Source organism: Capnocytophaga granulosa ATCC 51502 (assembly GCF_000411115.1).
Taxonomy (GTDB): Bacteria; Bacteroidota; Bacteroidia; order Flavobacteriales; family Flavobacteriaceae; genus Capnocytophaga; species Capnocytophaga granulosa.
On record NZ_KE150242.1, the window covers coordinates 737010 to 759480 of the forward strand.

A 22471-nucleotide genomic window follows, 5' to 3' on the forward strand; every position below is an offset into this window, starting at 1 on the left:
CTGTATTTAGTTAGTTGCGCCTCATTAGATTTACCAAATAATTTTATTTTTTAATCTTTACCAACTCTCTTACTTATTGAAAAAGAGGAAGATAGAAATAATCCTCCTCTTTCTAACTAATTAAAATACAAGAGACTGAAATCATTTCTTTTTCTTTTTAGCAGTTTTAATTACTGCTCTAACTTCTTTTGAATGGTAATAGTTATAAATCATATCCTCCTTACTGATAGGATTTTCATCCGTAAGGGGAACAAAAGTATAATCCTCCTTAGAGATTTGCTCTACTTTCTTAAGTGTATAGCCTTTTCTGGTAATGTCGTAGTATAATTCTACAATAAGCCCTGGCAAACCATAATAATGCTCTGGCCCTGTAGGGATAGGGACATCTGTTGTAAACCATGCTGTTACTTTCCCTGTATAAAACGGATCCTTCTTATCTCCATAAGACGCTGCTACTGCCTTACGTACCTTATAACCTGCTATTTCCTTTTCCTCATCAGTAATCTCCCATGCCAAATCATTCTTCCACCGAGAAGAAAGTACCACCTTATCTACAGTTCTATTGGCATGAACTTTCTGTGTTTGAAAATCATAATCACTAATATAATAAGCTGCTGATAACTTTATTTTATAACCCTCTTCTGTAGTCACTGTATTCGCTTTTTGATCAAAGACAAACTGAGAATGGGTATCATCAGCATACAAGACTGTATCAAAATCTCCTTTCTCTGAAAGTATTACATGACAGGTATAGGTCGCTTTTAGTATCTTATCATTTCCTTGTCCATAGCCTAAGGAAAAAATACCCAATGCCAAACAAAATAACAAACGTTTCATAATCAAATCCTACCCTCTTGCAAGTGCTTACTGAAAAACAACCTACCTCAAAAGACGACTTTGAGAGCTTATTTTAAGTTAGTTACGCCTCTTATTATAATATGTCTTATATCTGCTACAAAAATAGTATTTTTTCTCTAATTACAAAATAAAATTTTTATATTTAACATATATTATTTACATAATATGAATATAACAAAATTATTAATCTTTTTTAATAATAAAAGTCTATATAATAATTAATGATTAATGCCAACAATGATTAATGATTAATAACTCAAGTTTCAAAAGTTATGTAATTTATTGATTTTCAAATCCTCCTATAAGCTCCCCTCCAAAGCAGGGTTATTATAAAGTCTTATTATAGGCTGTTCTTGTGAAATTTATCTCTTACAAAAGAGAAAAGTCGCCCACGGATTTTTACGGATTTCACAGATTTTCTATGTTAGTATAATCATGCTCCTACGATTTTCGCGGATTATTATAAGGCCTTCGGCCTTATTTATCTTTTAAAATCTCAACGCTATACTCAAGAATAATAACCTTTTTATCCGTGAAAATCCGTGAAATCCGTGGGAGTTTGTTATTTATAGAACTTTGTAACAACCCTGCCTCTTGAGGGGGATAGCCAGCAAGTGCCCACAGCTGTCTTTGTGGATGCTTTCATTATATTGAACTCTCATTAATCATTGCTGGCATTAATCATTGTTGGCATTAATCATTGTTGGCATTAATCATTGTTGGCATTAATCATTGTTGGCATTAATCATTGTTGGCATTAATCATTGTTGGCATTAATCATTGCTGGCATTAATCATTGCTGGCATTAATCATTGCTGGCATTAATCATTGCTGGCATTAATCATTAATCATTATTATTGGCATTATTTTAGGCTTTGCGTTAATTAATCATTAATCACCAATCATTAATTATTTAATTCGTACCTTTGCATTTCAAGAAGATAATAATTTTAATAAGAAAATAATGAGTACTACAAAATTCTCTATTTCTATTGAAAAGGTAGCACAAAGCAGGCTACAGGATATTGATTTCTCCCAATTGTCTTTCGGACAAGTTTTCTCCGACCATATGTTCATCTGTGATTATAAGGACGGCAAGTGGCAAGACCCTCGTATCGTGCCTTATGGCCCTTTCTCGGTAGAACCTTCCTTAAGTGTATTCCACTACGGGCAGGCGGTCTTCGAGGGTATGAAGGCCTACAAAGATGACCGCGGCGAGGTGTTCCTTTTCCGCCCTACGGAGAACTATGCACGTATCAATAAGTCCTGCAAGCGTATGGCTATGCCTGAGTTCCCTGAAGACCTCTTTGATGAGGCCTTGAAGACTTTGGTAGATTTAGACCGCCTATGGGTACAACCTGGCTTTGGCAATGCGCTCTACCTACGTCCTTTTATGATCGCTACTTCCCCTGGGGTACAGGCCAATCCTTCTAGCCAATACCGCTTTATGATTATTACCTCCCCCGTACAGAGCTACTACAAGGGGCAGGAGGTCAAAGTGAAAATCGCCGACCACTACAGCCGTGCTGCCAATGGAGGCGTGGGCTTTGCCAAAGCTGCTGGTAACTATGCAGGCCAATTCTACCCTACTGCCTTGGCCAAAGAAGAGGGTTACCAACAAGTGATTTGGACGGATGATGCCACCCACCAAAAGTTAGAAGAATGTGGCACTATGAATATTGTGGTACGTATAGGTGACACCCTGATCTCCCCTCCTCCTACCGAACGTATCTTGGATGGGGTTACCCGCCGAAGTGTGATGGCTGTGGCCGAAAAGCTCGGAATTGCTTTCGAATCTCGTCCTATCACCGTTAGTGAGTTATTGGAAGCATCAGAAAAAGGTACTCTTAAGGAGATTTTTGGCTGTGGTACTGCTGCTGTAGTAAGTCCTGTGGCTGCTTTTAGTTATGAGGGTAAGGAATATCGCCTACCTGAGCTTAAGGATAGCTTTGCCGCACGTATCAAGGAATATTTGCTTAATATACAATACAACAGAGCAGAAGATCCTTTCGGATGGCGTGTAAGAGTTTGATAAGTAAGGCGAGCCGTACGGCTCGCCTTTTTTATTAGTAGTCACCCAAAGTCTCTGGGTTTTGTACTAAGGCTTTGGCCAACTGTTCGTCGTTGGGTGCCTTACCATGCCAAGCGTGGGTGCCCATCATGAAATCTACCCCATGTCCCATCTCTGTACATAAGAGTACGCATACGGGTTTACCCTTACCTGTAAGGGCTTTAGCGGCTTTAAAACCGTCCAAGATAGCAGCGATGTCATTGCCTTGCTCTATGGTGAGCACTTGCCAACCAAAGGCTTCAAACTTGGCCTTGAGGTCACCCAGCGGAAGCACCTCGTCAGTGGGGCCATCTATCTGTTTTTTGTTGTAATCTACAGTGGCTATAAGGTTATCTACCCCCTTACCTGCGGCATACATAGCCGCTTCCCATATCTGTCCTTCTTGTAGCTCTCCGTCGCCATGTAGGGTATAGACAAGATGGCGATCTCCGTTGAGCTTCTTGGCCAGTGCCGCTCCTATGGCTACCGAAAGGCCTTGTCCTAAGGAACCTGAAGCTATACGTATCCCCTCCAAGCCTTCGCATGGAGTGGGGTGCCCTTGTAAGCGGGAGCTAATCTTACGGAAAGTGGCTAGCTCACTCACTGGGAAGAACCCTCTGCGTGCTAGCACACTATAGAATACAGGGGATATATGGCCGTTGGAGAGGAAAAATAGGTCTTCATCTCGTCCGTCCATAGCAAAAGGTAACTTGATATCCATCACCTCGTTATATAGGCATACCAGAAACTCTGCACAACCCAGTGAACCTCCTGGGTGGCCTGAATTTACTGCATGTACCATTCGCAAAATGTCCCTACGCACCTGAGTGGTAAGGTCGGTTAATTGTTCAATAGCTGACATTATGATTGTTTTTACGTATTTATTTCTTAATTTCTTTTCTTTAGTTCAAAGTTATTTCCCAGATACACTTCCCTGACCATAGGGTCATAGGCGAGTTCTTCGGGCAAACCTGCCTTGAGGATACCTCCCTCGTACATCAGGTAAGTGCGGTCGGTGGCTGGTAGGGTTACCTCCACACGATGGTCGGTAATTAGGATACCTATATTCTTGTTTTTCAGTTGAAAGACAATGTTCTGTATATCCTCCACCGCAATAGGGTCTACCCCTGCAAAGGGTTCGTCCAAAAGGATAAAGTCAGGACTGGTAGCCAGCGCACGGGCGATCTCGGTACGCCTACGTTCGCCCCCTGAGAGCAGGTCGCCTCTGTTCTTACGGATATGACCTAAGTTGAACTCATCTATCAGGGACTCCATTTTGTAGAGCTGTTCTTTCTTGGTGAGCTTGGTCAGTTGCAGTACCGAGAGGATATTGTCCTCTATGCTCATCTTTCTGAATACACTAGGCTCCTGTGCCAAGTAGCCTATGCCATTCTGGGCGCGCTTATACATTGGGTATCGGGTGATCTCCTTATCATTGAGGTAGATATGTCCTGCATTGGGCTTAATAAAGCCTACAATCATATAGAAGGACGTGGTCTTACCTGCCCCATTAGGCCCTAAGAGACCGATGATCTCTCCTTGCTTCACTTCCAAGGAAATACCCTTAACGACCTTACGCCCTTTGTACTCTTTTACTATATTTTCAGCTCGTAATGTTTTCATAATTTTGGTTTATAAGTGCATGGAACAGTGCTTGTTTTTCCCCCGATACACGTCCATTCTTGATGAGGTTTCGCTGTACACTCATCCAGCGATAGAGTACTATAGCCTGAGGAATCTTATCCGAGGATAAGGGAAGACGGTTATAAGTGCGAACAAACTCGCTCATGGCCTGATAATTCTCCTCCCAAGTACGTTTCTTAACAGGTTGCTCCACCACCAAGCCGTATTCTTCAGGGTAATTGACACCCTTAAGGCCTATGAGTGAGTTCTGGAAAAACTCAAAAGTATCGGAGGCCTCCGCCTTGAGATTCGTTAGTACACTCTTGGAGTTGGTATGAGGGCGATACTGTAGCAAATAGGTAGTCACCTGCTGGAGGGTCTGTGGGCGCTGTTGTTGCTGTAGGAACTCCTTAACTATATCTCGGATAGTCCCCCCTTTAAAATTTTCCACGGTAGACTCCCACTTCTTCAGTCCAAAATTGCTGCTTCTCCCTATGGGAACAAACCCATATTCTCGCTTGAGAGAGGAGCGAATCCCCGCATGGGTAAAGTTGGTCTGAGGATAGAGTTCCTTGACCTTTTCAGCAATTTCCTCCACATAGGAGGGGGTGCCTAGGGCCTCCAAAGCCTCATAGGCATATTCGTTGATCTGCTTGTAGGTGTTGCGAGGAATGATAATATGGTCTCCCTCCACCTTTAGTCCAAACTCGTCCTTGAGTATCAGTGCCGCCACCATAGCTACACGCTCCCATGAGACGGTGCGATCCAGCATAAAAGCAGAGACTTTATCCTTGAGTGAAAGTTCATACGCCTTTGCTGTCTTTGCCTCCAGTAGGGTGGTGATATCAGCTACAAAACCGTCCCAATCAAAATGCGGATATATAACCTTAGATACCAGATAGATGCGTTTCCAATTATGTCTGTTTTTCTTCTTAGAGAAATGCGGATAGAGCACATCGGAGAGGCTGCCTACGATCTCAAACCTTTCTAGATAGATACAGAGAATAAAGTAAATAAAGTTCTCCGTGAACTGGGTTTGGCTCTTTTGGTTAAGCCATACTACCTGCTCTGGGGTCAGGGTAACCACATCACCCGATACATCTATCTTCCCCTGAGCAAGCAAGTCATCATTAAAGGCGCGAATCACAGGTAGTTTCTTAAAAAAATCGCAGATCACTTGGTTGCGAATCTGGCGCACACGCTCATGAGTAATCTGCATTTGCTTGCCTATCTCCCTGAGTTTTAAGCCCGTAGTATACTGATAGAACCTAAAGGCCTTGGAAAAAAGCTTGATCTTACCTTCATCAAACAAGGCTGGGGTCGTCAGCAAATAATCCACTACCTTGAAGAAGCCCAATCGGGTTACCTCCGTGGGGATATTCTCAATAGGGTAAATATTCTGATTGACGCACATCTCCTTGAATACCATGATCTTATCAGGATCTTTCACCTTGCTAATCTCTATGATAAAGTATTTTATCTTATCAAAATAGATATTCAGGTCTAAGGTATTTCTTCGCCCTATACCCCTTATTTTGATGGCTTTTTCCTGTGATTGGGTATAGAAATCATAGAAAGCCTGCAAGGACATCCCTTGGGTGAAGTACATATCCAGCGTATTTTTCAGCCTTGGTGGTAGGCTAGTGGTAATCATTTGGATATAACTATCAATAATCTCCCTCTGTAGTGGCACAAGAGTTTGGAAGGAGGATAAAAGTTGCTTGTGGAGCATATCCTCCTGTTGCAATCTATCAAAAAAATCCGAAGAAGAAATACGCATAAGCTCCTCCATAGAACGTTTGCCACAGTTTTTTATACCATCAAAGTGCTTATATTCGTTGTAATAGTTACGAATATCCTCCGACGAATGCCACTGTTGTTCCATACAAATATTGTATGTACGTAAGCTTATTTTGTTATTTTTTAGTAATTCTTTTATTTGCATTGTTTCTATTTATCCTATCCAGCTCATTAGCAAATTGACTCATTGATTCATTGACAAATTGGCTTATTAAAAATCAAACCGATAAGGTATATGATTAAGTTCCTCTTCCAAGAACAGCCAGTCCTGAACACTCCCCACTATTGTATATACCATAGCCTCAGAAAGTACCTTCCCTTGGTAGAGTGCCTCTATAGTCTCAGTGGAGGCATCATCGTTGAGGTATTCGGTCTCTTCTCCAAAGAAAATAGTTGCCCAATCCCTGTAAAATTCAGGGTCAGCACATAAGTGCTTGAGGGTGAAGATCTCTTCCTCTATCTCAAACTGGGTAATCAGCTGCCATGGCTTGTCCTCCTGTGCACAGATGACAAAAGGAATATCCTGTTCGTGGTAATTTTTTCTGTAAAAAGCCTGAAATTCCTTAGGAATTTGTTTTTCAAAAGCACCCTCAACTGACGAAAAGTTCTCACAAACACTAGGGACTATGATACACCCTTTTTCTGTGAAAAACAAATGGAGTGATGGGCCGTCTTCTTCTTCAAAATCAAAGCCTATACGTGCCTCATTCCCCTCGTATTCCTCTTGGAGGCTAGGCATATAGCGGTGATAGGTCTCAAACTCTTGCCCACAGATGAGCAAATCCAGTACCGCTTGCCCTTTGCAGATCTTTTTCAATGTCAGCCAATGAGGTAGTTGGCTCAAATCAGGAGTAAAATTCATTCTTGGTATATCAATTTAATTTAATTCTTTTCTTGCTTGCGCTGTACATATCTGGCTACAAAGATACTCACTTCATACAACAGCAGTATAGGGATAGAGACAATCACTTGGCTAGCCACATCGGGTGGGGTGATAATAGCGGCCAAAATTAGCGTTACTATAATAGCATGCTTGCGATATTTACGCATAAAATCAGGCGTTACAATCCCTAGCTTGGCCAAAAAGTAAATCACTACTGGCAGTTCAAAGATCAGCCCACAAGAGACTACCGAGGAGCGCAACATATCTATATAAGAACCTATATCTATCTCATTCTTAATCATTTGTTCTCCTCCTACCACTGAGTAGGTAGCAAAGAAATGAATAGAAAGTGGTGCTATAATATAGTAACCAAAGAGCACTCCTATGAAGAATAGTACAGAGGTAATCCCTATAAAGCCCTTAGCCATCTTTCGCTCCTGCTGGTAGAGGCCAGGGGAGATAAAGCGCCACATCTCATACATCAGGTAAGGGAAGCCTATCACTATCCCTGTCCAAAAGGAAATCCATAGGGTGGCCGAGAACTGTCCCGTCATGGTTCGGTTCTGTATCACCAATGGCAATTTCTGGTTACAGAAGTCTGTTTCTGAACCAAAAAAGCGCCCTATCTCACAAAAAAACTTATAGGTAGGAAAGTCCCCCTCGGTATGAGGGAGAATAATATACTTAAATATATAACTCTTGAAGAAAAAAGCCAATAGCGCTACCCCTACAACCACCATGATTGCCCTGATGATATGCCATCGCAGTACCTCTAGGTGTGCAAGGAAAGACATCTCCTCTTGTGGTTGTTCCATTACAATTCTATTTTATCGGTATCGTTATAGCTTACTTTCTGCTTGATTGTTCCCGCTTCCAATCGGATCACGGCAGGATTGGCTCTCACCATAGTCTTCAGTGGGGTAACATCCATCGCATAGAAGTCAAAATTAAGTCCATAGCTGCCCAGTAGTCGCTTGGCTTGCTCTGGAGAGGGGGTAAGGCCTACCACCTTATAGCCAGCCTTGAGTGCCTTGTCGGTCAATCGCTTAATAGCAACAAAACCCGCTAGGTTAGCTCGCTTAAGGTCATAGGAGGTAACCAATAGCAACTTAGATTCTAAAAGAAGCTGTGCCGTTACGTCCTCACCTTGGTTTTGGATCACAAAGTCATGTATAGGCGGTTCATACCCCTTAGAAACCAATTCGGTCTCTACCGAGAGGTATTCGCCTCCCTCTACCTCTGGGTAAGCTCCCTGAGTGGTGATGGTCTCTTCCCTATCCCCTACCTTGAATTTCCAATGATAATCATACACTGCCTTGGGGGCATCTTCGGGGATTTCCATGTTTTTTTGGATATTAACTCCTATCTTGTAAGGGCGGAAATCTATGATGGGCAAGTGCTTATGAGTGTAGCAGACTAAGCCTATACAGCCCACTACAGTAAGGGTAAGCAGGGCTGCGGATACCTTATTACTCCACAAGGGCTTGATATAATCTCTTCCCCACCAGAGGATTAGGGCTAAAAATAGCAATACCATATCCTTGGTAAAGGAACCCCATGGGGTAAATTTCAGTGCATCTCCAAAACAACCACAGTCCGTTACCTTATTGAAATAGGCAGAGTAAAAGGTAAGAAACCCAAAGAAGATGGTAAGTCCCAACAGAGAAAGCAGGGTAAACTTCCTTAAGAACCCTAAAAGTAGTAATACCCCCAAAATAAGCTCAAATGCTACTACAAATATAGCTATAGGATAGGCGTAGGGGATAAAAAATGGCATATTGAGTACCGGTGGCTCAAAATATTCCTCCAATTTGAAAGAAAAACCTATAGGATCCACCAATTTTACGAATCCACTTATGATAAAAACGACACCTACAATAAGGCGTACAATGGAAATACTAATTTTTTTCATTGTTTTTCTCATTATGTTCCTCCAAAAGAATCAAGGCGAAAACGGCATAATTAACCATATCCTGATAATTAGCCTTTACACCTTCACTGATGAGGGTTTTTCCTTTGTTATCTTCTATTTGTTTGATTCTAAGTATTTTTTGAAGAATAAGATCGGCCAGTGAGCTCTGGCGCATACTACGCCATGCCTCCCCATAATCATGGTTCTTGCGCAGCATCAGCCCTTGGGTCTCCCCTACCATTTCCTCATAAAGGGCAACGGCTTGCTCTAAGGACAAATCAGGCTCACTAGCCACCGATAACTTCAGCTGTATCAGTGCCATAATGGAGTAATTTACCACAGCGACAAACTCTGTAGCCTCGTCCTCTTCCACCTTTCGCACTTGTTTCTCCTGAAGGGTGCGAATGCGCTGTACTTTTATAAATAACTGATCGGTAAGCGATGGCAAGCGAAGCGTCCGCCATGCACTCCCATAATCCTTCATCTTATCTGCAAATATAGCCTGACAATGGGCTATTACCTTATTATACTGTAAAACGGTTTTATCCATTATTTACTATAGAAATTTCACACAAATGGAAAGCTCCATTTGGCGGAGCAAATGTATAAAAAATATTTTTATAATCAAAATTATTTCTCAGCAAATTAGCAAAAATCGATTGGCTAATTAACCGCTTGACTAATTGGCTAATTGGCAAATTATCCTTACTTTTGTGCGCAAAAAATCATGCAACTATTCTATCACCCTTCCCTTAGCCCTGAGAGTGAGACCCTCCTCTTTGACAAGGAAGAAAGTACCCACATATACAAGGTGTTACGCAAAAAAGCAGGTGACACTCTCCACATCACCGATGGCAAAGGATACCTATACCAAGGCCAAATACTTGAGGTAAGCGACAAGAAGTGCCTTGTCCACTTGCGCTCTTGTGAGCTAACCCCTGCCCCCCCCTACCACTTACACATGGTTGTAGCACCTACCAAGATGAACGAACGTTACGAATGGTTCGTAGAAAAAGCCATGGAAATAGGCCTACAGGAACTCACCCCTATTATCTGTGAACATTCCGAGCGAAAGGTCATCAAGACAGAGCGACTTGAAAAAATCCTGCTTTCAGCCATGAAGCAATCCCTACAATGCTACCTACCCAAAATCAACCCTCCCATTACCCTACTCGAATGGCTCAATAAGGTACCCAATGAGGCCAAATACATCGCTCATTGTCAAGAAGGTAACCGCCTAGCCCTCTTCGAGCAGCTCTGCGCCTTGCCCAGCTCTGTGAAGAACATTACCATATTAATAGGCCCAGAGGGTGATTTTTCCTCCAAAGAGATTGGAAAAGCCCTCTCCATGGGGTTCACTCCTGTGGTTTTATCGCCCCATCGGCTACGTACCGAAACAGCCGCTGTAGTGGCCACCAGCAGCGTTGCCGATGCTTTTGGTGCAAAAAAAGTAGGACTTTTTTAAATATATATACCCCTCATTATCAATCAATTACAATATATTATCTAGTTCATTTCGCACTTTATTGCCATTTTTTTTGGCAAATTGACAAAAAAATTGTAACTTTGGAGAAAAATTAATCACAATAGTATTTCATTCTATGTTAGAAAACGAAAAAAAATCATCCCAAGATGTCTCTGCTCAAGCACCTGCTGAGCAAGTGCAAGAAGCAACGCTTGGAAATACTTCTGCTGATTTCTTAACGGAGATACAACAGGAGAATGCTCGTAGTGCCGAAGATACGGAAGAGAAAAGAAAGCATGAAATCCCCATGCTTAATTATGATAATTTAGACTTGGAAGCGCTCCAACATGAATTAAAGAAACTTATTGATCACGAGAAAATTACCGCTATCAGACCTCATGTGGAGGCCATCAAAAAAGCCTTTGATAACCGCTATGCCCAAATAGTGGAGGAAAAGCGTGCCCAGTTCCTAAGCCAAGAAGGCGCCGAGGATAAGGACTTTTCTTTCTCCTTGCCCATCCGCGATACTTTCTATAAGACTTACCAACAGTACAAACAGCTCAAAGGGCAACACCAAAAGCAACTCGAAGGTGAACTTAAGAGCAACCTGGAACGCAAACAAGAGATTATAAACGAGATAAAGAATCTTATTTCCTTAGGTAAGGACGATGTGGCATGGGATACCAATACCCTCTTGCGCAAATTCCTTGACCTAAAAAAGAAATGGTATGAGATCGGTGCTGTCCCCAGAGAGTATTACAACGATATCTGGAACAACTTCAATCATCATACGGACAATTTCTTTGACTACTTGAGCCTTACACGCAATTACCAAGAGAATGATTTCAAGCAAAACTTGGAAAAAAAGAACAAGCTCATAGAAAAAGCCCAAGCGCTACTGGCTGAAGCTGATGTGCAAAAGGCTTTCCGAGAACTCCAGCTCTTACACAAGATTTGGAAAGAGGACACAGGCCCAGTGGAAAAGGAATACCGCGAAAAACTATGGGAACAATTCAGTGCTATTACCAAGGAAATCCACGACAAGCGACAAGCTTTCTTGAAGCGCTTGGAGGCATCGTTTGTGGATAACAAACACAAGAAATTGGGTATCATCAGCCAAATAGAGGAGATTACCAAGCAACAAGCCTCCTCTCATAGTGAGTACCAAAAGGCCATAGCTAAGGTCAATGAGCTACGCGAAGAGTTCCAAAAAATAGGCCGTGTGCCTCAGGAGGATTCCGAACCTATATGGCAACGCTTCATTGAGGCTATCCGTGCTTTCAGTAAGCAAAAGAACCATTTCTATAAGGAAAACAAAAAGACACAGAACGAAAATATCGCTAAGCGACAAGAACTCATAGCCATTGCCAACGCTCATAAGGACAGTACCGACTGGGAAGTGGTAACTCCTCTGATCCAAAAGATACAAGAGGACTGGAAGCAAATCGGGGCTATCCCTCGTAAGCTCTCCAATGCTATGTGGGAAGAGTTCCGTGAGGCTTGCAACCATTATTTTGACCGTCTCCACAAGGAAAGACGCCACCAGCACAAGCAGGAAAATGCCGAAATAGAACAGAAAAAGGCGCTTCTTGACCAGCTCAAGGCTTTCGTTTTGACTGGTAACCAAGAGGAAGATGTCAAAGTACTGGAAGACTTCCAAGAAAAATGGAATGCCCTTGGCAAGCTGCCCGAAAGGCTACGTGTGGTAGATACACGTTTTAATAAAATAATGAGTGCTATCTACAAGAAATTGAACTTTGATAAGAAGCAAATAGAGCTTATCAAGTACAACAACAAATTAGAGCACATGCCCAACGATGATAACGCCTTGGCCAGAGAGGAAATCTTCGTACGCAAAAAGATTGACGATATCCGCAAGGAAATTCTCCAATTGGAAAACAACCTACAGTTCTTTACCAATGTGGATAAGAAACACCCACTTATGCGTGAAGCCCTCAAGAGTATCCATGAGCAACATGAAGCCTTAGCCTTGTGGGAAGACAAGCTCAAGGAACTTCGCCTTCGCGAAAAGAAGGAGGAAGAAGAGGCCACCGCGCAGCAAGAACCCACATCTGTATAGCATTATAACTTTTAAAGAGTGTCATACTATTTGTTTGAAGCTGTTTCTTATACCAAGGAACAGCTTCCTTTTTGGTGAAAATCAAGCATTTAGTTATCATTAAAATTTTATCAAGAAAAAAACGAGAAATTGTTTTGTATATATGAAAAAAAGTTGTATCTTTGCACCCGCAAATAAGAGCTATTATTTGCAATAGTGAATTTATAGTTATGGTTTAGGAGAGGTGCCGGAGTGGTAACGGAGCAGATTGCTAATCTGTCGGCGGGTAACTGTCGCCTGGGTTCGAGTCCCAGTCTCTCCGCTTTTTTATCTTAACTTATTCGGGGTGTAGCGTAGTCCGGTTATCGCGCCTGGTTTGGGACCAGGAGGTCGTAGGTTCGAATCCTGCCACCCCGACTTTATTTTTGTGGCATAGTTAATTTTTATTTTAAATTGAGGTCACGTAGCTCAGTTGGATAGAGCATCTGCCTTCTAAGCAGACGGTCACAGGTTCGAATCCTGTCGTGATCACCGTTGCGGGGTGTAGCGTAGTCCGGTTATCGCGCCTGGTTTGGGACCAGGAGGTCGTAGGTTCGAATCCTGCCACCCCGACTGTTTCTATCCATAAGATCATAGCATCTTACTAAGAACACTTGTTTAACAAATTGTACCATAGTAAATAGAGATACTCCAAAAAGTATCTCTATTTTTTTATCTCTCTTGTGCTATTCTTATTTTTCACGCGCTACTTTTTCTATCTCTACTTTTCTTAGGAAAGCGCTGAGCTGCTGCAAGGCACGCCCTCGGTGACTGATCCTATTCTTCTCATCTGCTGACATCTGAGCGAAGGTTTCCTTGTAGCCCTCTGGTAAGAATACAGCATCATACCCAAAACCACCCGTTCCCTTGCGCTCATGGGTGATTTCTCCACGAACTATTCCTTCAAAGGTATATAGCTCTTCACCCAAGCAAAGGGCAAATATAGTCTTAAACTGCGCTTGTCTATTAGGCTTATCTTTCAGGTTGGCCAACAAGAGATTTATATTCGCCTCATTGTCCTTTGCCTCACCTGCATACCGTGCCGAATAGACCCCTGGGGCATTATTCAGAGCAGCTACCTCCAAGCCTGTATCATCGGCAAAGGTATCATAACCATATCGCTCTTTGATATACTGTGCCTTTTGTATCGCATTGCCCTCTATCGTGGTAGAGGTTTCGGGTATGTCCTCAAAACAACCTATCTCATCCAAGGTAAGGAGCGTAAGCCCCTGTGGGAGCATGCGTTGTACTTCGCTAAGCTTATGCTTGTTATGGGTAGCAAATACTAATTTCATCGTTGTTATTGAATATTTATCGTTGTCATAATCTTCTCCACCAAGGAATTACAATGCCCCCTATCACTCTCTGGATAAGCGAAAAGCAGCATATAGAGGTTACTTTCGCGTATAAAGAAATAACTTTGATAGTGCATCTGTCGGGTTTCTTTGGTGTGCTGGGTGAAAGAACCAAAGACCTTATGTCCCACTACTCCCTGTACAGTCGTATAAGGGTCGTCCTTTATCATGATATTCTGTCCTTGGAAATATTTCATCAGCTCCAGTTCTATCATCTTGACTGCCAGTTCGTTAAGTTCGTTTTCGGCTTGACCTTGATCTGCTTCCGCTTCTTGCTTTTTATAACCTTGTAAGTCATTGGAAATAAGCATGATAGAAAGTGGATTTTTGGCTTCCTTATAGACAAATCTCGTCTGTCCTACCATTCCCTCATCTCTCTTGAGTACATGAGGGGTAGAGAGGGTAATAGGAGGATTGCCGTAGGCACTGGTGATCCAGTTTTCCATACTGATATTCTCCCCGCGACCTAAGGAAAACGCATACCAAGTACCCCATAGCATCAGCAGCAGTAGCACACTGGCCGCCGAGCCTATGATGATATACCTATTGCGACGCTTCTTGCGCTGGGTTTCCATACGTTTTCTCTGGTAAATATCCTCCATGTCCTCCTGCTGCTCGGAGACATCAGGTAGGCCTTCGTTGGTCTTTACCACTATGGTTTCTATAGACTTACGGTCGTTTTCTGCCTCAAAATCCTCTGGTTTTGACTTGGCAAACTTTACCAAATCGGCCTTGCGTAGTACCGTTCTAAGCTCCTCTACTACATCAGAAGAAAGGTGCAGCTTGCCTGCATCCAAGAATACTTGTAGCTTGGTCAATAATTCATCGGTAGTACTCTCAGTAGCGGCGATATGGATCTCCTCTTCTAAGTACTTACGGATAATATCGGTAAGAACTGAGTAATATTCCTTATGGTTAGACTCTATTAGATAACGAGAGTCTTTGAGGTTCTTTAGCTTAAGTAGTGCTCGGTCAAAAGGCGGGAGTATTTCCTCCGGATTCTCTATTTTTTGGTTTTTTCTTCTACGGATAAACCAATATACCCCCAAAGCAAGCCCTACAAGAAGCCCTATTATAAGCCACACCCATCCCGATGAGGCTTTATTAGTAGCTTCTTTTATCTCCAAAGCAGATTTTACAGGGTAAAGCGGAGGATTATTCAGGGTATCAATCACCACATTTTGCACTGCAAAGCGCAATGAATCGGTTGTGTATTCCTTCCTATTGACATCAATACGCAAGGGCGGTAATACATAATGACCTGTATCAAACTGAGTAAGGCCGTATTCCTTTATCAATCGCATCTTGTCATGTTCGCGCAGCGTATCTATCCTGTCCTCTTGAATCACTTCAAAGGGGGCAAACTGGTCTGCTGTTGGGAAAAACACCTGAGCTGTAGAATCTGTCTCTACCGAGATTCTATAGCGTATCTCCTCCCCTATCTTTATCTGCTGGCGATCTGCTGAGGCCGATATGCCTACCTGCTGCCCATAGAGAAAGACAGGAAAAAGGATTAAAAACAAACTAATTCTTATATACATCAGGCTCTGTATTTGAAATATCCTAACAATTTGGTTGTATAACTCTCATCGGTACGGCATTGAAGCACGCCTGCCCCTAAGCGTCGGAAAGTAGTTTCAAAATAATCGGTACGTTCCTTATAAAAACGCTCATAGGCTTTGCGCACTGCCGCAGAGGTAGTATCGAGATAAGAAAGCTCCCCACTCTCGGCATCTTTGGCCAATATAAGCCCCACATTCGGCAGACTCATCTCCCTGGGGTCATATAGGCGAATGCCTGTAAGGTCGTGCTTGCGTGCGGCTATCTGTAGAGGCTTTTGGTAATTGCTTCCTATAAAGTCCGATAACACAAAGGCGATGGTCTTTTTCTTGGTTACCTTGTTGAGAAACTCAAAGGCTTTGGCTATATCGGTATGCCTATTTTTAGGCTGAAACTCTATGAGTTCGCGTATGATACGTAGGATATGCGACTTGCCTTTTTTAGGCGGGATATATAGTTCTATCTGGTCAGAGAAGAGAATCAGCCCTGTTTTGTCATTGTTCTGCAAGGCCGAAAAGGCCAAAGTCGCCGCTATCTCGGTTAGGATCTCATTCTTAAACTGTTGCAGAGAGCCAAAGAGTTCACTCCCACTGACATCCACCAGTAGCATCAGGGTCAGTTCGCGCTCCTCCTCGAAGACCTTTACATAGGTCTCATTGTAGCGTGCCGTTACATTCCAATCAATATTGCGGATATCATCTCCATATTGGTAAGGGCGCACTTCGCTAAAGGTCATTCCACGTCCCTTAAACGCTGAATGATATTCCCCTCCAAAGATATTATCGCTCAATTTCTTGGTCTTTATCTCTATCTTACGTACTTTTTTTAAAATTTCTTTTGTATCCAATGTAGTTGTTAGTTGTTAGTGATTAGTCATTAGTTATTGCCTCAAATTTCATGCAAAACTACAATACTATTTCTAAAAGTTTTTCTAAATATGAAATCTTTTTATCTGCTCTGTAGAATATTATTATTGGGTTAAGAAAAACGTTTTGTTTTTACGAGTTTTTTATATAAAATAAGGGCGAATCAAGATTCGCCCTTACTCTTGTATGCTTTATACTTAATCATTGATAGCCTTGATACCAGGGAGAATCTTACCTTCTAGGCTTTCGAGCATAGCACCACCTCCAGTGGATACATAGCTTACCTTGTCTTCAAAACCAAATTGTTTTACTGCGGCTACAGAGTCACCACCTCCTACCAAGGAGAAAGCTCCCTTAGCAGTAGCTTCAGCTACGTATTCGCCTACAGCTATGGTTCCTTTGGCAAAGTTAGGCATTTCAAACACCCCTACAGGGCCATTCCAAAGAATAGTTTTGGAAGCAAGGATTACCTTCTTGAAGATTTCTAAGGATTTTTCCCCAGCATCCAAGCCTTGCCAGCCATTAGGAATCTTGTCTATAGGCACCACTTGAGTAGAAGCATTGTTATTGAAGTCATTAGCAGCTACTACATCCACAGGTAGATGTACTTGTACGCCTTTTTCTTTGGCCTTCTTAAGGATATCCAAAGCCAAATCCAGTTTGTCATCTTCGCAAATAGAGTTACCTATCTGTCCGCCTTGCGCCTTGATAAAGGTAAAGGCCATACCGCCTCCGATAATTAGGTGATCTATCTTATCCAAAATATTTTCTATGATAGTAATCTTAGACGATACTTTAGAACCGCCCAAGATAGCGGTTACAGGTTTTTCTCCTGATTTCATTACCTTGTCAATACTTTCAATTTCCTTGGCAAGGAGGTAACCGAAATACTTATCCTTGGGGAAGAATTTAGCCAAAATGGTAGTAGAAGCATGGGCACGGTGAGCAGTACCGAAAGCATCATTGACATAGATGTCGCCTAGCTTAGCGAGCTTAGCAGCAAAAGCCTCATCGCCTTTTTCTTCTTCGGGATAGAAACGTACGTTTTCCAAAAGGAGTACCTCTCCCGCAGGTAGGTTCTTAGCGGTATTTTCAGCCACTTCCCCTATACAATCAGGAGCAAAATGAGTAGGTACGCCAAGTACCTCTCCTATTTGCTTTACCAAGTGAGAGAAAGAATACTTATCGTCCTTTCCTTTAGGACGTCCGAAGTGAGAGAGGAGAATCGCACTACCGCCGTCCTTAACGATTTTCAAGATAGTAGGTTTCGCCGCCTCAATACGAGTGGTATCAGTAATCTCAAATTGGTCATTGACAGGTACGTTGAAATCCACACGCACCAATACTTTCTTGCCTTTGCAAGAAATATCATTAATGGTCTTCATATATGATAAATTTAATCTTGTTCAGTTTTTTTGAGCCGTGCAAATATAGGTTTTTTTCTTGTAATAAACAAGAATTTAATGAGGTAATTTGCTAATGAGCCAATTGCCTCACCGTCCAATCCTCTCCCCTTGTATCCACTACCCAATCGTAGCTCACCCCTTCGGGAAGCTCTTTATGGTATTGTATTTTGCGAATGTGAGTGATATAGGACTGCTCGGCGATGGCGCGCTTGTGGTCATCAGCGATTATGGTGATAAGGGTACGCTGGGGGTTGGTAAATAGCCATAAAAAATCGGCCTGGCCATAGTCATCAGCCCAATGGAGTATGGTGGCCTTTTCCGGTAAGGCAAGAGAAAGCTCATGATACTGCTTTTTACGCTTTTGGAAATCAGCTCGGACGGCATGCACTATATAAGGCTCCTTGTATAGGTAGCATAGAAAGAGTTTTTTCTTGAGGTAGTCCTCCCCTTCTATACGCTGACGCAGTAGGGCAAACTGCTCTCGGAAGTACCTGCCTATTAGCTTGGCGCGTTCTTTCGGGGACGAACCAAAACGAGGATCATCAAGCGCTATCTGTTCGGCGGCTACTACGGTGATACTACCGTCATAAATGGCGAAATCCCCCTTGGGTTGTACCTCGGAATTACCATGTATATACACAAGGGTCAGCGGCTTATGGAAGTGCTCTGCCACAAGGAAAGCTCCCTTATGAAAGCGATGAATGACATTGCTCTCCGAGCGCTTGCCCTCTGGGAAGATCATAGCCGAATAACCATTGGCAAAGTTTTTAGCAAATATATCCATTCCTTTTTCTATTCCCTCGGAGGCGGGGTAGAAATCCATCGCCTGTACATAACGACCAAATACCACGGAATGATACACCCAATCATTGACCATATAGCTTACTCGTGGGGTGAGCATGCCTATAGCGAGCGTATCGAGCCATGAGTTGTGGTTGGCTATCATCACCGAAGGCTTAGTAAAATCTATCGCGGAGGGGTTCTCTACCCGCTTGCGTACAAAGGGATTGGAATAGAGTACCGAAGTGGTGAGCTTAGCAGCCAAGGTGCGCAGCCAAAGCGTTTTCCCCTTGGGCAAGAGCTTTAGGAGCAACCAACCCGAATTGGAGAGTATGATAGAGAACACCACATAGTAGGTTATGGATAGAATCGTATTTAGTAATATACGCAGCGAGATAGGCGACAAACCTTTCTTGGGGCGATTGAAGATAAAGAACCTAAAGAGCGACGGATAAAATACGAAGGTTAGCAATAAGGCCGAGAATATCCCTATAAGAGAGACTGAGGCAATAGAACGCAGGGCGGGATGTTTGGCAAAAATCAAAGTCCCTATGGCTAAAAAGGTAGTGATAGAGGCCAGCAGTACCGATACCTTATATACAGGCAATTCGTCCTTACCTGTGGAATAATCTTTCTGGAGGGCACAGGTCATAAAGATACTAAAATCCACAGAGTGCCCCAAGACTAAGGTACAGACGATCATGCTAAAGACATTGAACTCCAAACCGAAGAGGTTCATCAGGGCGGTAGTTACCACTCCTGTAAGAGCAATAGGAATAAGGGTCAGTAGGACTAATTCTATACGGCGGAAGAACACTAAGAGGATAAAGAAAATCGCCAAAGAGGCATAGGAGGCCAAAGCGAGTACATCGTCCTTGAGCTTGCCCAAGAATGTTTCGCTTATTTGCTTGCGGTCTATGACTATTGCGGGCGTCTGCTGTTCTATCTGTTGTATAAAGGTATCACGCTGATCTGTGTTGAGCTTGACCAAATTGGCTATGGTGTAGAAGCCATCTTTTTCGGTGATAAAATCCTTGATCGGCAGGGCAGAAAGCGCCTCGTAATCAGAGAGGTTGGTTATGGGTGCTTTGGGCTGCTCAAGGTAGGCAAAGAAAGGTGTATACATACCTAACTTGAACCCCGTCTCTTGAGCAAGAGTACTGAGCGAGTGGGCAAGCGCCTTGACACGCTCCTCACTCCAGAAGTCACTCCAGCGTTTTAGGCGTTTTTGTTGCTCCGCCAAAGGGAGTACTACGGCTCCCAGGGAGGAGAATTGTTGGAGTTTGCCTTGGGATTTGAGCTGAGTAAGGGTATGATAGAGCTGAGTGTTTTGACTGAGCGCCTCGTCCAAAGAGTGGCCATAAGCGGTAGTATAAAGGGACTTATACTTGCTATCGGTAAGGGTTTCGAGTCGTTGTTGTGCTTTCTGATAGCGGTCGCTTAGGTAATTGACCGAGGCTATATCGCCATTGAAGCGCACCTCGTGAAACGCTACAAAGCTAGCCAAGATAAGCAGCAAGGCTGCCCCTACTACCCATTTGTTCTGGTGAAAAGGGTAAGCCCCTACCCTATCGAGAAAAGTTTTGCGAGCTTCTATGTTTTTATTTTTCCTATAGAAATGAGGAATCAGCAGCAAGGAAAGCAAGGCCGAGACCATGATCCCCACAGAGGCGAAAATCCCCAAGTCGCGCATCACCTCCGAATGCACAAAAAGCAGACAGAAGAAGGACAACGCAGTGGTAAGGCTACTGAGCAGCAAAGGCGTAGTAACCGAACGGTATAGCTCTCGTGTGTCTTGAGTAGCCTTGTAGTGGGTAAGAATATGCAGGGAATAGTCTATAGTAACGCCCAGTAGCACCGCTCCCAAGCTGATAGAGATGGCCGAGATACTTCCCTTGAGCCAGTAGAGCAAGGCTAAAGCAGTAAGTACGCCAAAGAGAGAGGGTATAAAGGCTATGAAAGGTACTGTTATACTTCGGTAAAAGAAGATAAGTAGCAGACAGAGGGCAGAAAGGGAGATAAGGACGGTAGTGAGTATATCGGCCTTGATTTGAGAGGCATTGCTCACCGAAATAAAGGGCGCTCCGAAGAACTCACAAGAGGCCTTGCTTGCATATTGGGCATTGAATTGTTCCTGTAGCTGCTCCAAAGCGTCTACAAAAGCGGTGTTATGCTCCGTATCGCTCCCCTGAAATACAGGGTTGAGAAAAAAAAGTATATGCCGCTGGTCTTGGGTGGTAAGATAGCCCTCTGAGAGGGTTAGATCTGTGCCTATATTGAGGGCTTGCAATTTCTGTAATCCTCTAAAGGTCAGCGAAAATGGATCTTTGCGAACAAACTGTTGGGCTACCATACCCGCAGGGGAGAGCATCATACGGTAGTGCCCTTGTACCAAAGCACGCAGGCTATCGGTTTGTAGTCTTTGGGCTAAGTAGTCATAATCTTTGTCTTCCAAAAACAGTGGTAGATGCTCATAGACAAAGCCCCACGCTTTGTCAAGCTCCTCTTCTGGAATGATTCCTTGAATATCGGTAAAGTACTGAGGAAGTCTTTGGCGGAGTGTATCGCAGAGTGCATCGGTAAGGGCTTGCATATGAGCAAAATCACCTGTATTCTCCCTGCTTACAACAACCGAAATCTTATCGGCAAAGTTCAGTTGTTTGAGCACCTTGGCCGTTAAGGACGTTTTCTCGTTCTGTGGGAGCACCTTGGTAATATCTTCTTCAAAGCGCAACTGCCACACCCCCCACAGGGCAACCCATGCCCAAAGGAGCAGACATAGGAGGGAGAAAAATTTGTGTTTGTTGACAAAATCAAAAATTCTTACGAGCATTATTTCTGTATATTCATTGCTTTTCGTATCTCTTGCATAAGAGCATCCCCTCCTTGGGTAAGAAGTGTATCGGCAGCCTCTTCAGGGAAATTCCCTATTTGGTGAGCAGAAATTGTTTTTCTTACCTCCTCTGCTCTTTGTCCGTCCAAGGAGAAAAGGTTACCGACAAAGGAAATCTGCTCGCCTTCAAGAGTCGCTCTTGCCCCAATAGGGGCGGTACAGCCTCCTTCTAAGCGCTTGAGGAAGCGGCGTTCTATATCGGTTTCAGCATCTGCCTTAGGGCTATTTATCTGGGCAAGCGCCTCAAGGGCATAGGTGTCATTGGCCAGTGCTACGGCCATAATCGCCCCTTGAGCAGGGGCAGGGGTCATCCAGTCTAGCGTGAGGGTTTGTAGGTTATCATGCTGTAAGCGCTCCAAGGCAGCAGCAGCAAAAATCGCCCCTTGCCAAGGTTGTTCCTGCAATTTGCGCAGGCGGGTGGCAATATTGCCCCTGAGATTCTCTACGCTATGAGTAGGATAGCGCCTAAGCCATTGGGCTTTGCGCCTAAGGCTACCGGTGGCTATGGTCGCCTCTGCCATGGAGAGAAAGTCCAAATTTCCCTTATATACTAGTACATCCTGTACATTGGCACGCTCCAGTACGGCCCCCTTTACAATTCCTTTAGGAAGCATAGTGGGCACATCCTTCATACTATGTACCGCTATATCTATATGCCCTTGAAGCATAGCCACATCGAGCACTTTGGTAAAAACCCCAGTAATACCCATCTCATATAGGGGCACATCTAGGGTCAAATCACCCTGTGATTTCACGGGAACTAAGATGGTGGTATAACCCAAATTTTCTAAGAGAGATTGTACCTTCTTGGCTTGCCACATAGCAAGCTCACTATCACGGGTACCTATTCGTAGTACTTTTTCCATTGATTTGTAATAACGGCCAAAGGTAGCACTTTTTGCGCACCTACGCAAATAGAATT

17 protein-coding genes and 4 tRNA genes are annotated in these 22471 nt (G+C 43.3%); 7 read left to right on the plus strand and 14 right to left on the minus strand.

The window, feature by feature from the left end:
- Positions 1-141 precede the first annotated feature (141 nt).
- A complete protein-coding gene (locus HMPREF9331_RS12560; RefSeq protein WP_016419730.1) occupies positions 142-837 on the minus strand; it encodes a GLPGLI family protein in 696 nt (231 codons plus the stop codon).
- A gap of 985 nt (positions 838-1822) precedes the next feature.
- On the opposite strand from HMPREF9331_RS12560, the gene HMPREF9331_RS03285 reads away from it, so the two are divergent.
- Complete coding sequence (locus tag HMPREF9331_RS03285; protein WP_016419731.1) at positions 1823-2890, plus strand: branched-chain amino acid aminotransferase; 1068 nt, start codon at positions 1823-1825, stop codon at positions 2888-2890.
- Positions 2891-2924: 34 nt separating this feature from the next.
- Here HMPREF9331_RS03285 and HMPREF9331_RS03290 read toward each other — a convergent pair whose 3' ends face one another.
- From HMPREF9331_RS03290 to HMPREF9331_RS03320, 7 genes are all read right to left on the minus strand, one after another.
- Positions 2925-3770, minus strand: coding sequence for a transketolase (locus tag HMPREF9331_RS03290; protein WP_016419732.1), 846 nt, complete (start codon positions 3768-3770; stop codon positions 2925-2927).
- A gap of 26 nt (positions 3771-3796) precedes the next feature.
- Positions 3797-4531: an LPS export ABC transporter ATP-binding protein gene (lptB, locus tag HMPREF9331_RS03295; RefSeq protein ID WP_009642782.1), complete on the minus strand. Its 735-nt coding sequence runs from the start codon at positions 4529-4531 to the stop codon at positions 3797-3799.
- Positions 4512-6416, minus strand: a complete 1905-nt coding sequence (locus HMPREF9331_RS03300; protein ID WP_234945847.1) for a hypothetical protein — start codon at positions 6414-6416, stop codon at positions 4512-4514. The genes lptB and HMPREF9331_RS03300 overlap by 20 nt, the downstream gene beginning before the upstream one ends.
- A gap of 126 nt (positions 6417-6542) precedes the next feature.
- The gene (locus tag HMPREF9331_RS03305) at positions 6543-7193 is read right to left on the minus strand and encodes a hypothetical protein (RefSeq protein WP_016419734.1); all 651 of its coding nucleotides are present in this window, start codon (positions 7191-7193) and stop codon (positions 6543-6545) included.
- 20 nt (positions 7194-7213) lie between these two features.
- Complete coding sequence (gene tatC / locus HMPREF9331_RS03310) at positions 7214-8029, minus strand: twin-arginine translocase subunit TatC (RefSeq protein WP_009642792.1); 816 nt, start codon at positions 8027-8029, stop codon at positions 7214-7216.
- A complete protein-coding gene (locus HMPREF9331_RS03315) occupies positions 8029-9126 on the minus strand; it encodes a BT_3928 family protein (protein WP_016419735.1) in 1098 nt (365 codons plus the stop codon). The genes tatC and HMPREF9331_RS03315 overlap by 1 nt, the downstream gene beginning before the upstream one ends.
- Positions 9113-9676: a DUF1599 domain-containing protein gene (locus tag HMPREF9331_RS03320; RefSeq protein WP_016419736.1), complete on the minus strand. Its 564-nt coding sequence runs from the start codon at positions 9674-9676 to the stop codon at positions 9113-9115. The genes HMPREF9331_RS03315 and HMPREF9331_RS03320 overlap by 14 nt, the downstream gene beginning before the upstream one ends.
- Before the next feature lie 177 nt (positions 9677-9853).
- On the opposite strand from HMPREF9331_RS03320, the gene HMPREF9331_RS03325 reads away from it, so the two are divergent.
- The 6 genes from HMPREF9331_RS03325 (at position 9854) to HMPREF9331_RS03350 (ending at position 13262) form a co-directional block, all read left to right on the plus strand.
- Positions 9854-10591, plus strand: a complete 738-nt coding sequence (locus HMPREF9331_RS03325; protein ID WP_016419737.1) for a 16S rRNA (uracil(1498)-N(3))-methyltransferase — start codon at positions 9854-9856, stop codon at positions 10589-10591.
- A gap of 136 nt (positions 10592-10727) precedes the next feature.
- Complete coding sequence (locus tag HMPREF9331_RS03330; protein ID WP_016419738.1) at positions 10728-12671, plus strand: DUF349 domain-containing protein; 1944 nt, start codon at positions 10728-10730, stop codon at positions 12669-12671.
- A gap of 217 nt (positions 12672-12888) precedes the next feature.
- Positions 12889-12972 (plus strand) — tRNA-Ser (locus HMPREF9331_RS03335).
- Between the two features lie 20 nt (positions 12973-12992).
- Positions 12993-13067 (plus strand) — tRNA-Pro (locus HMPREF9331_RS03340).
- 40 nt (positions 13068-13107) lie between these two features.
- Positions 13108-13181, plus strand: a tRNA-Arg gene (locus HMPREF9331_RS03345).
- A 6-nt stretch (positions 13182-13187) separates the two neighbouring features.
- Positions 13188-13262, plus strand: a tRNA-Pro gene (locus tag HMPREF9331_RS03350).
- Positions 13263-13381: 119 nt separating this feature from the next.
- Here HMPREF9331_RS03350 and HMPREF9331_RS03355 read toward each other — a convergent pair.
- From HMPREF9331_RS03355 to hemC, 6 genes are all read right to left on the minus strand, one after another.
- Positions 13382-13984, minus strand: a complete 603-nt coding sequence (locus HMPREF9331_RS03355; RefSeq protein ID WP_016419740.1) for a non-canonical purine NTP diphosphatase — start codon at positions 13982-13984, stop codon at positions 13382-13384.
- 5 nt (positions 13985-13989) lie between these two features.
- Positions 13990-15585, minus strand: coding sequence for a BatD family protein (locus HMPREF9331_RS03360; protein ID WP_016419741.1), 1596 nt, complete (start codon positions 15583-15585; stop codon positions 13990-13992).
- Positions 15585-16451 carry a DUF58 domain-containing protein gene (locus HMPREF9331_RS03365; RefSeq protein WP_016419742.1) on the minus strand — a complete coding sequence of 289 codons (867 nt, stop codon included), beginning with the start codon at positions 16449-16451 and terminating at the stop codon, positions 15585-15587. Before HMPREF9331_RS03365 ends, HMPREF9331_RS03360 begins: the two co-directional genes overlap by 1 nt.
- A gap of 216 nt (positions 16452-16667) precedes the next feature.
- Entirely contained in the window at positions 16668-17855 is a 1188-nt protein-coding gene (locus HMPREF9331_RS03370) for a phosphoglycerate kinase (protein WP_009641867.1), read from the minus strand.
- 91 nt (positions 17856-17946) lie between these two features.
- Positions 17947-21489 carry an MMPL family transporter gene (locus tag HMPREF9331_RS03375; protein ID WP_016419743.1) on the minus strand — a complete coding sequence of 1181 codons (3543 nt, stop codon included), beginning with the start codon at positions 21487-21489 and terminating at the stop codon, positions 17947-17949.
- Positions 21489-22415 (minus strand): hydroxymethylbilane synthase, encoded by a 927-nt coding sequence (hemC, locus tag HMPREF9331_RS03380; protein ID WP_040356925.1) that lies wholly within the window; start codon positions 22413-22415, stop codon positions 21489-21491. Before hemC ends, HMPREF9331_RS03375 begins: the two co-directional genes overlap by 1 nt.
- Positions 22416-22471: the final 56 nt, after the last annotated feature.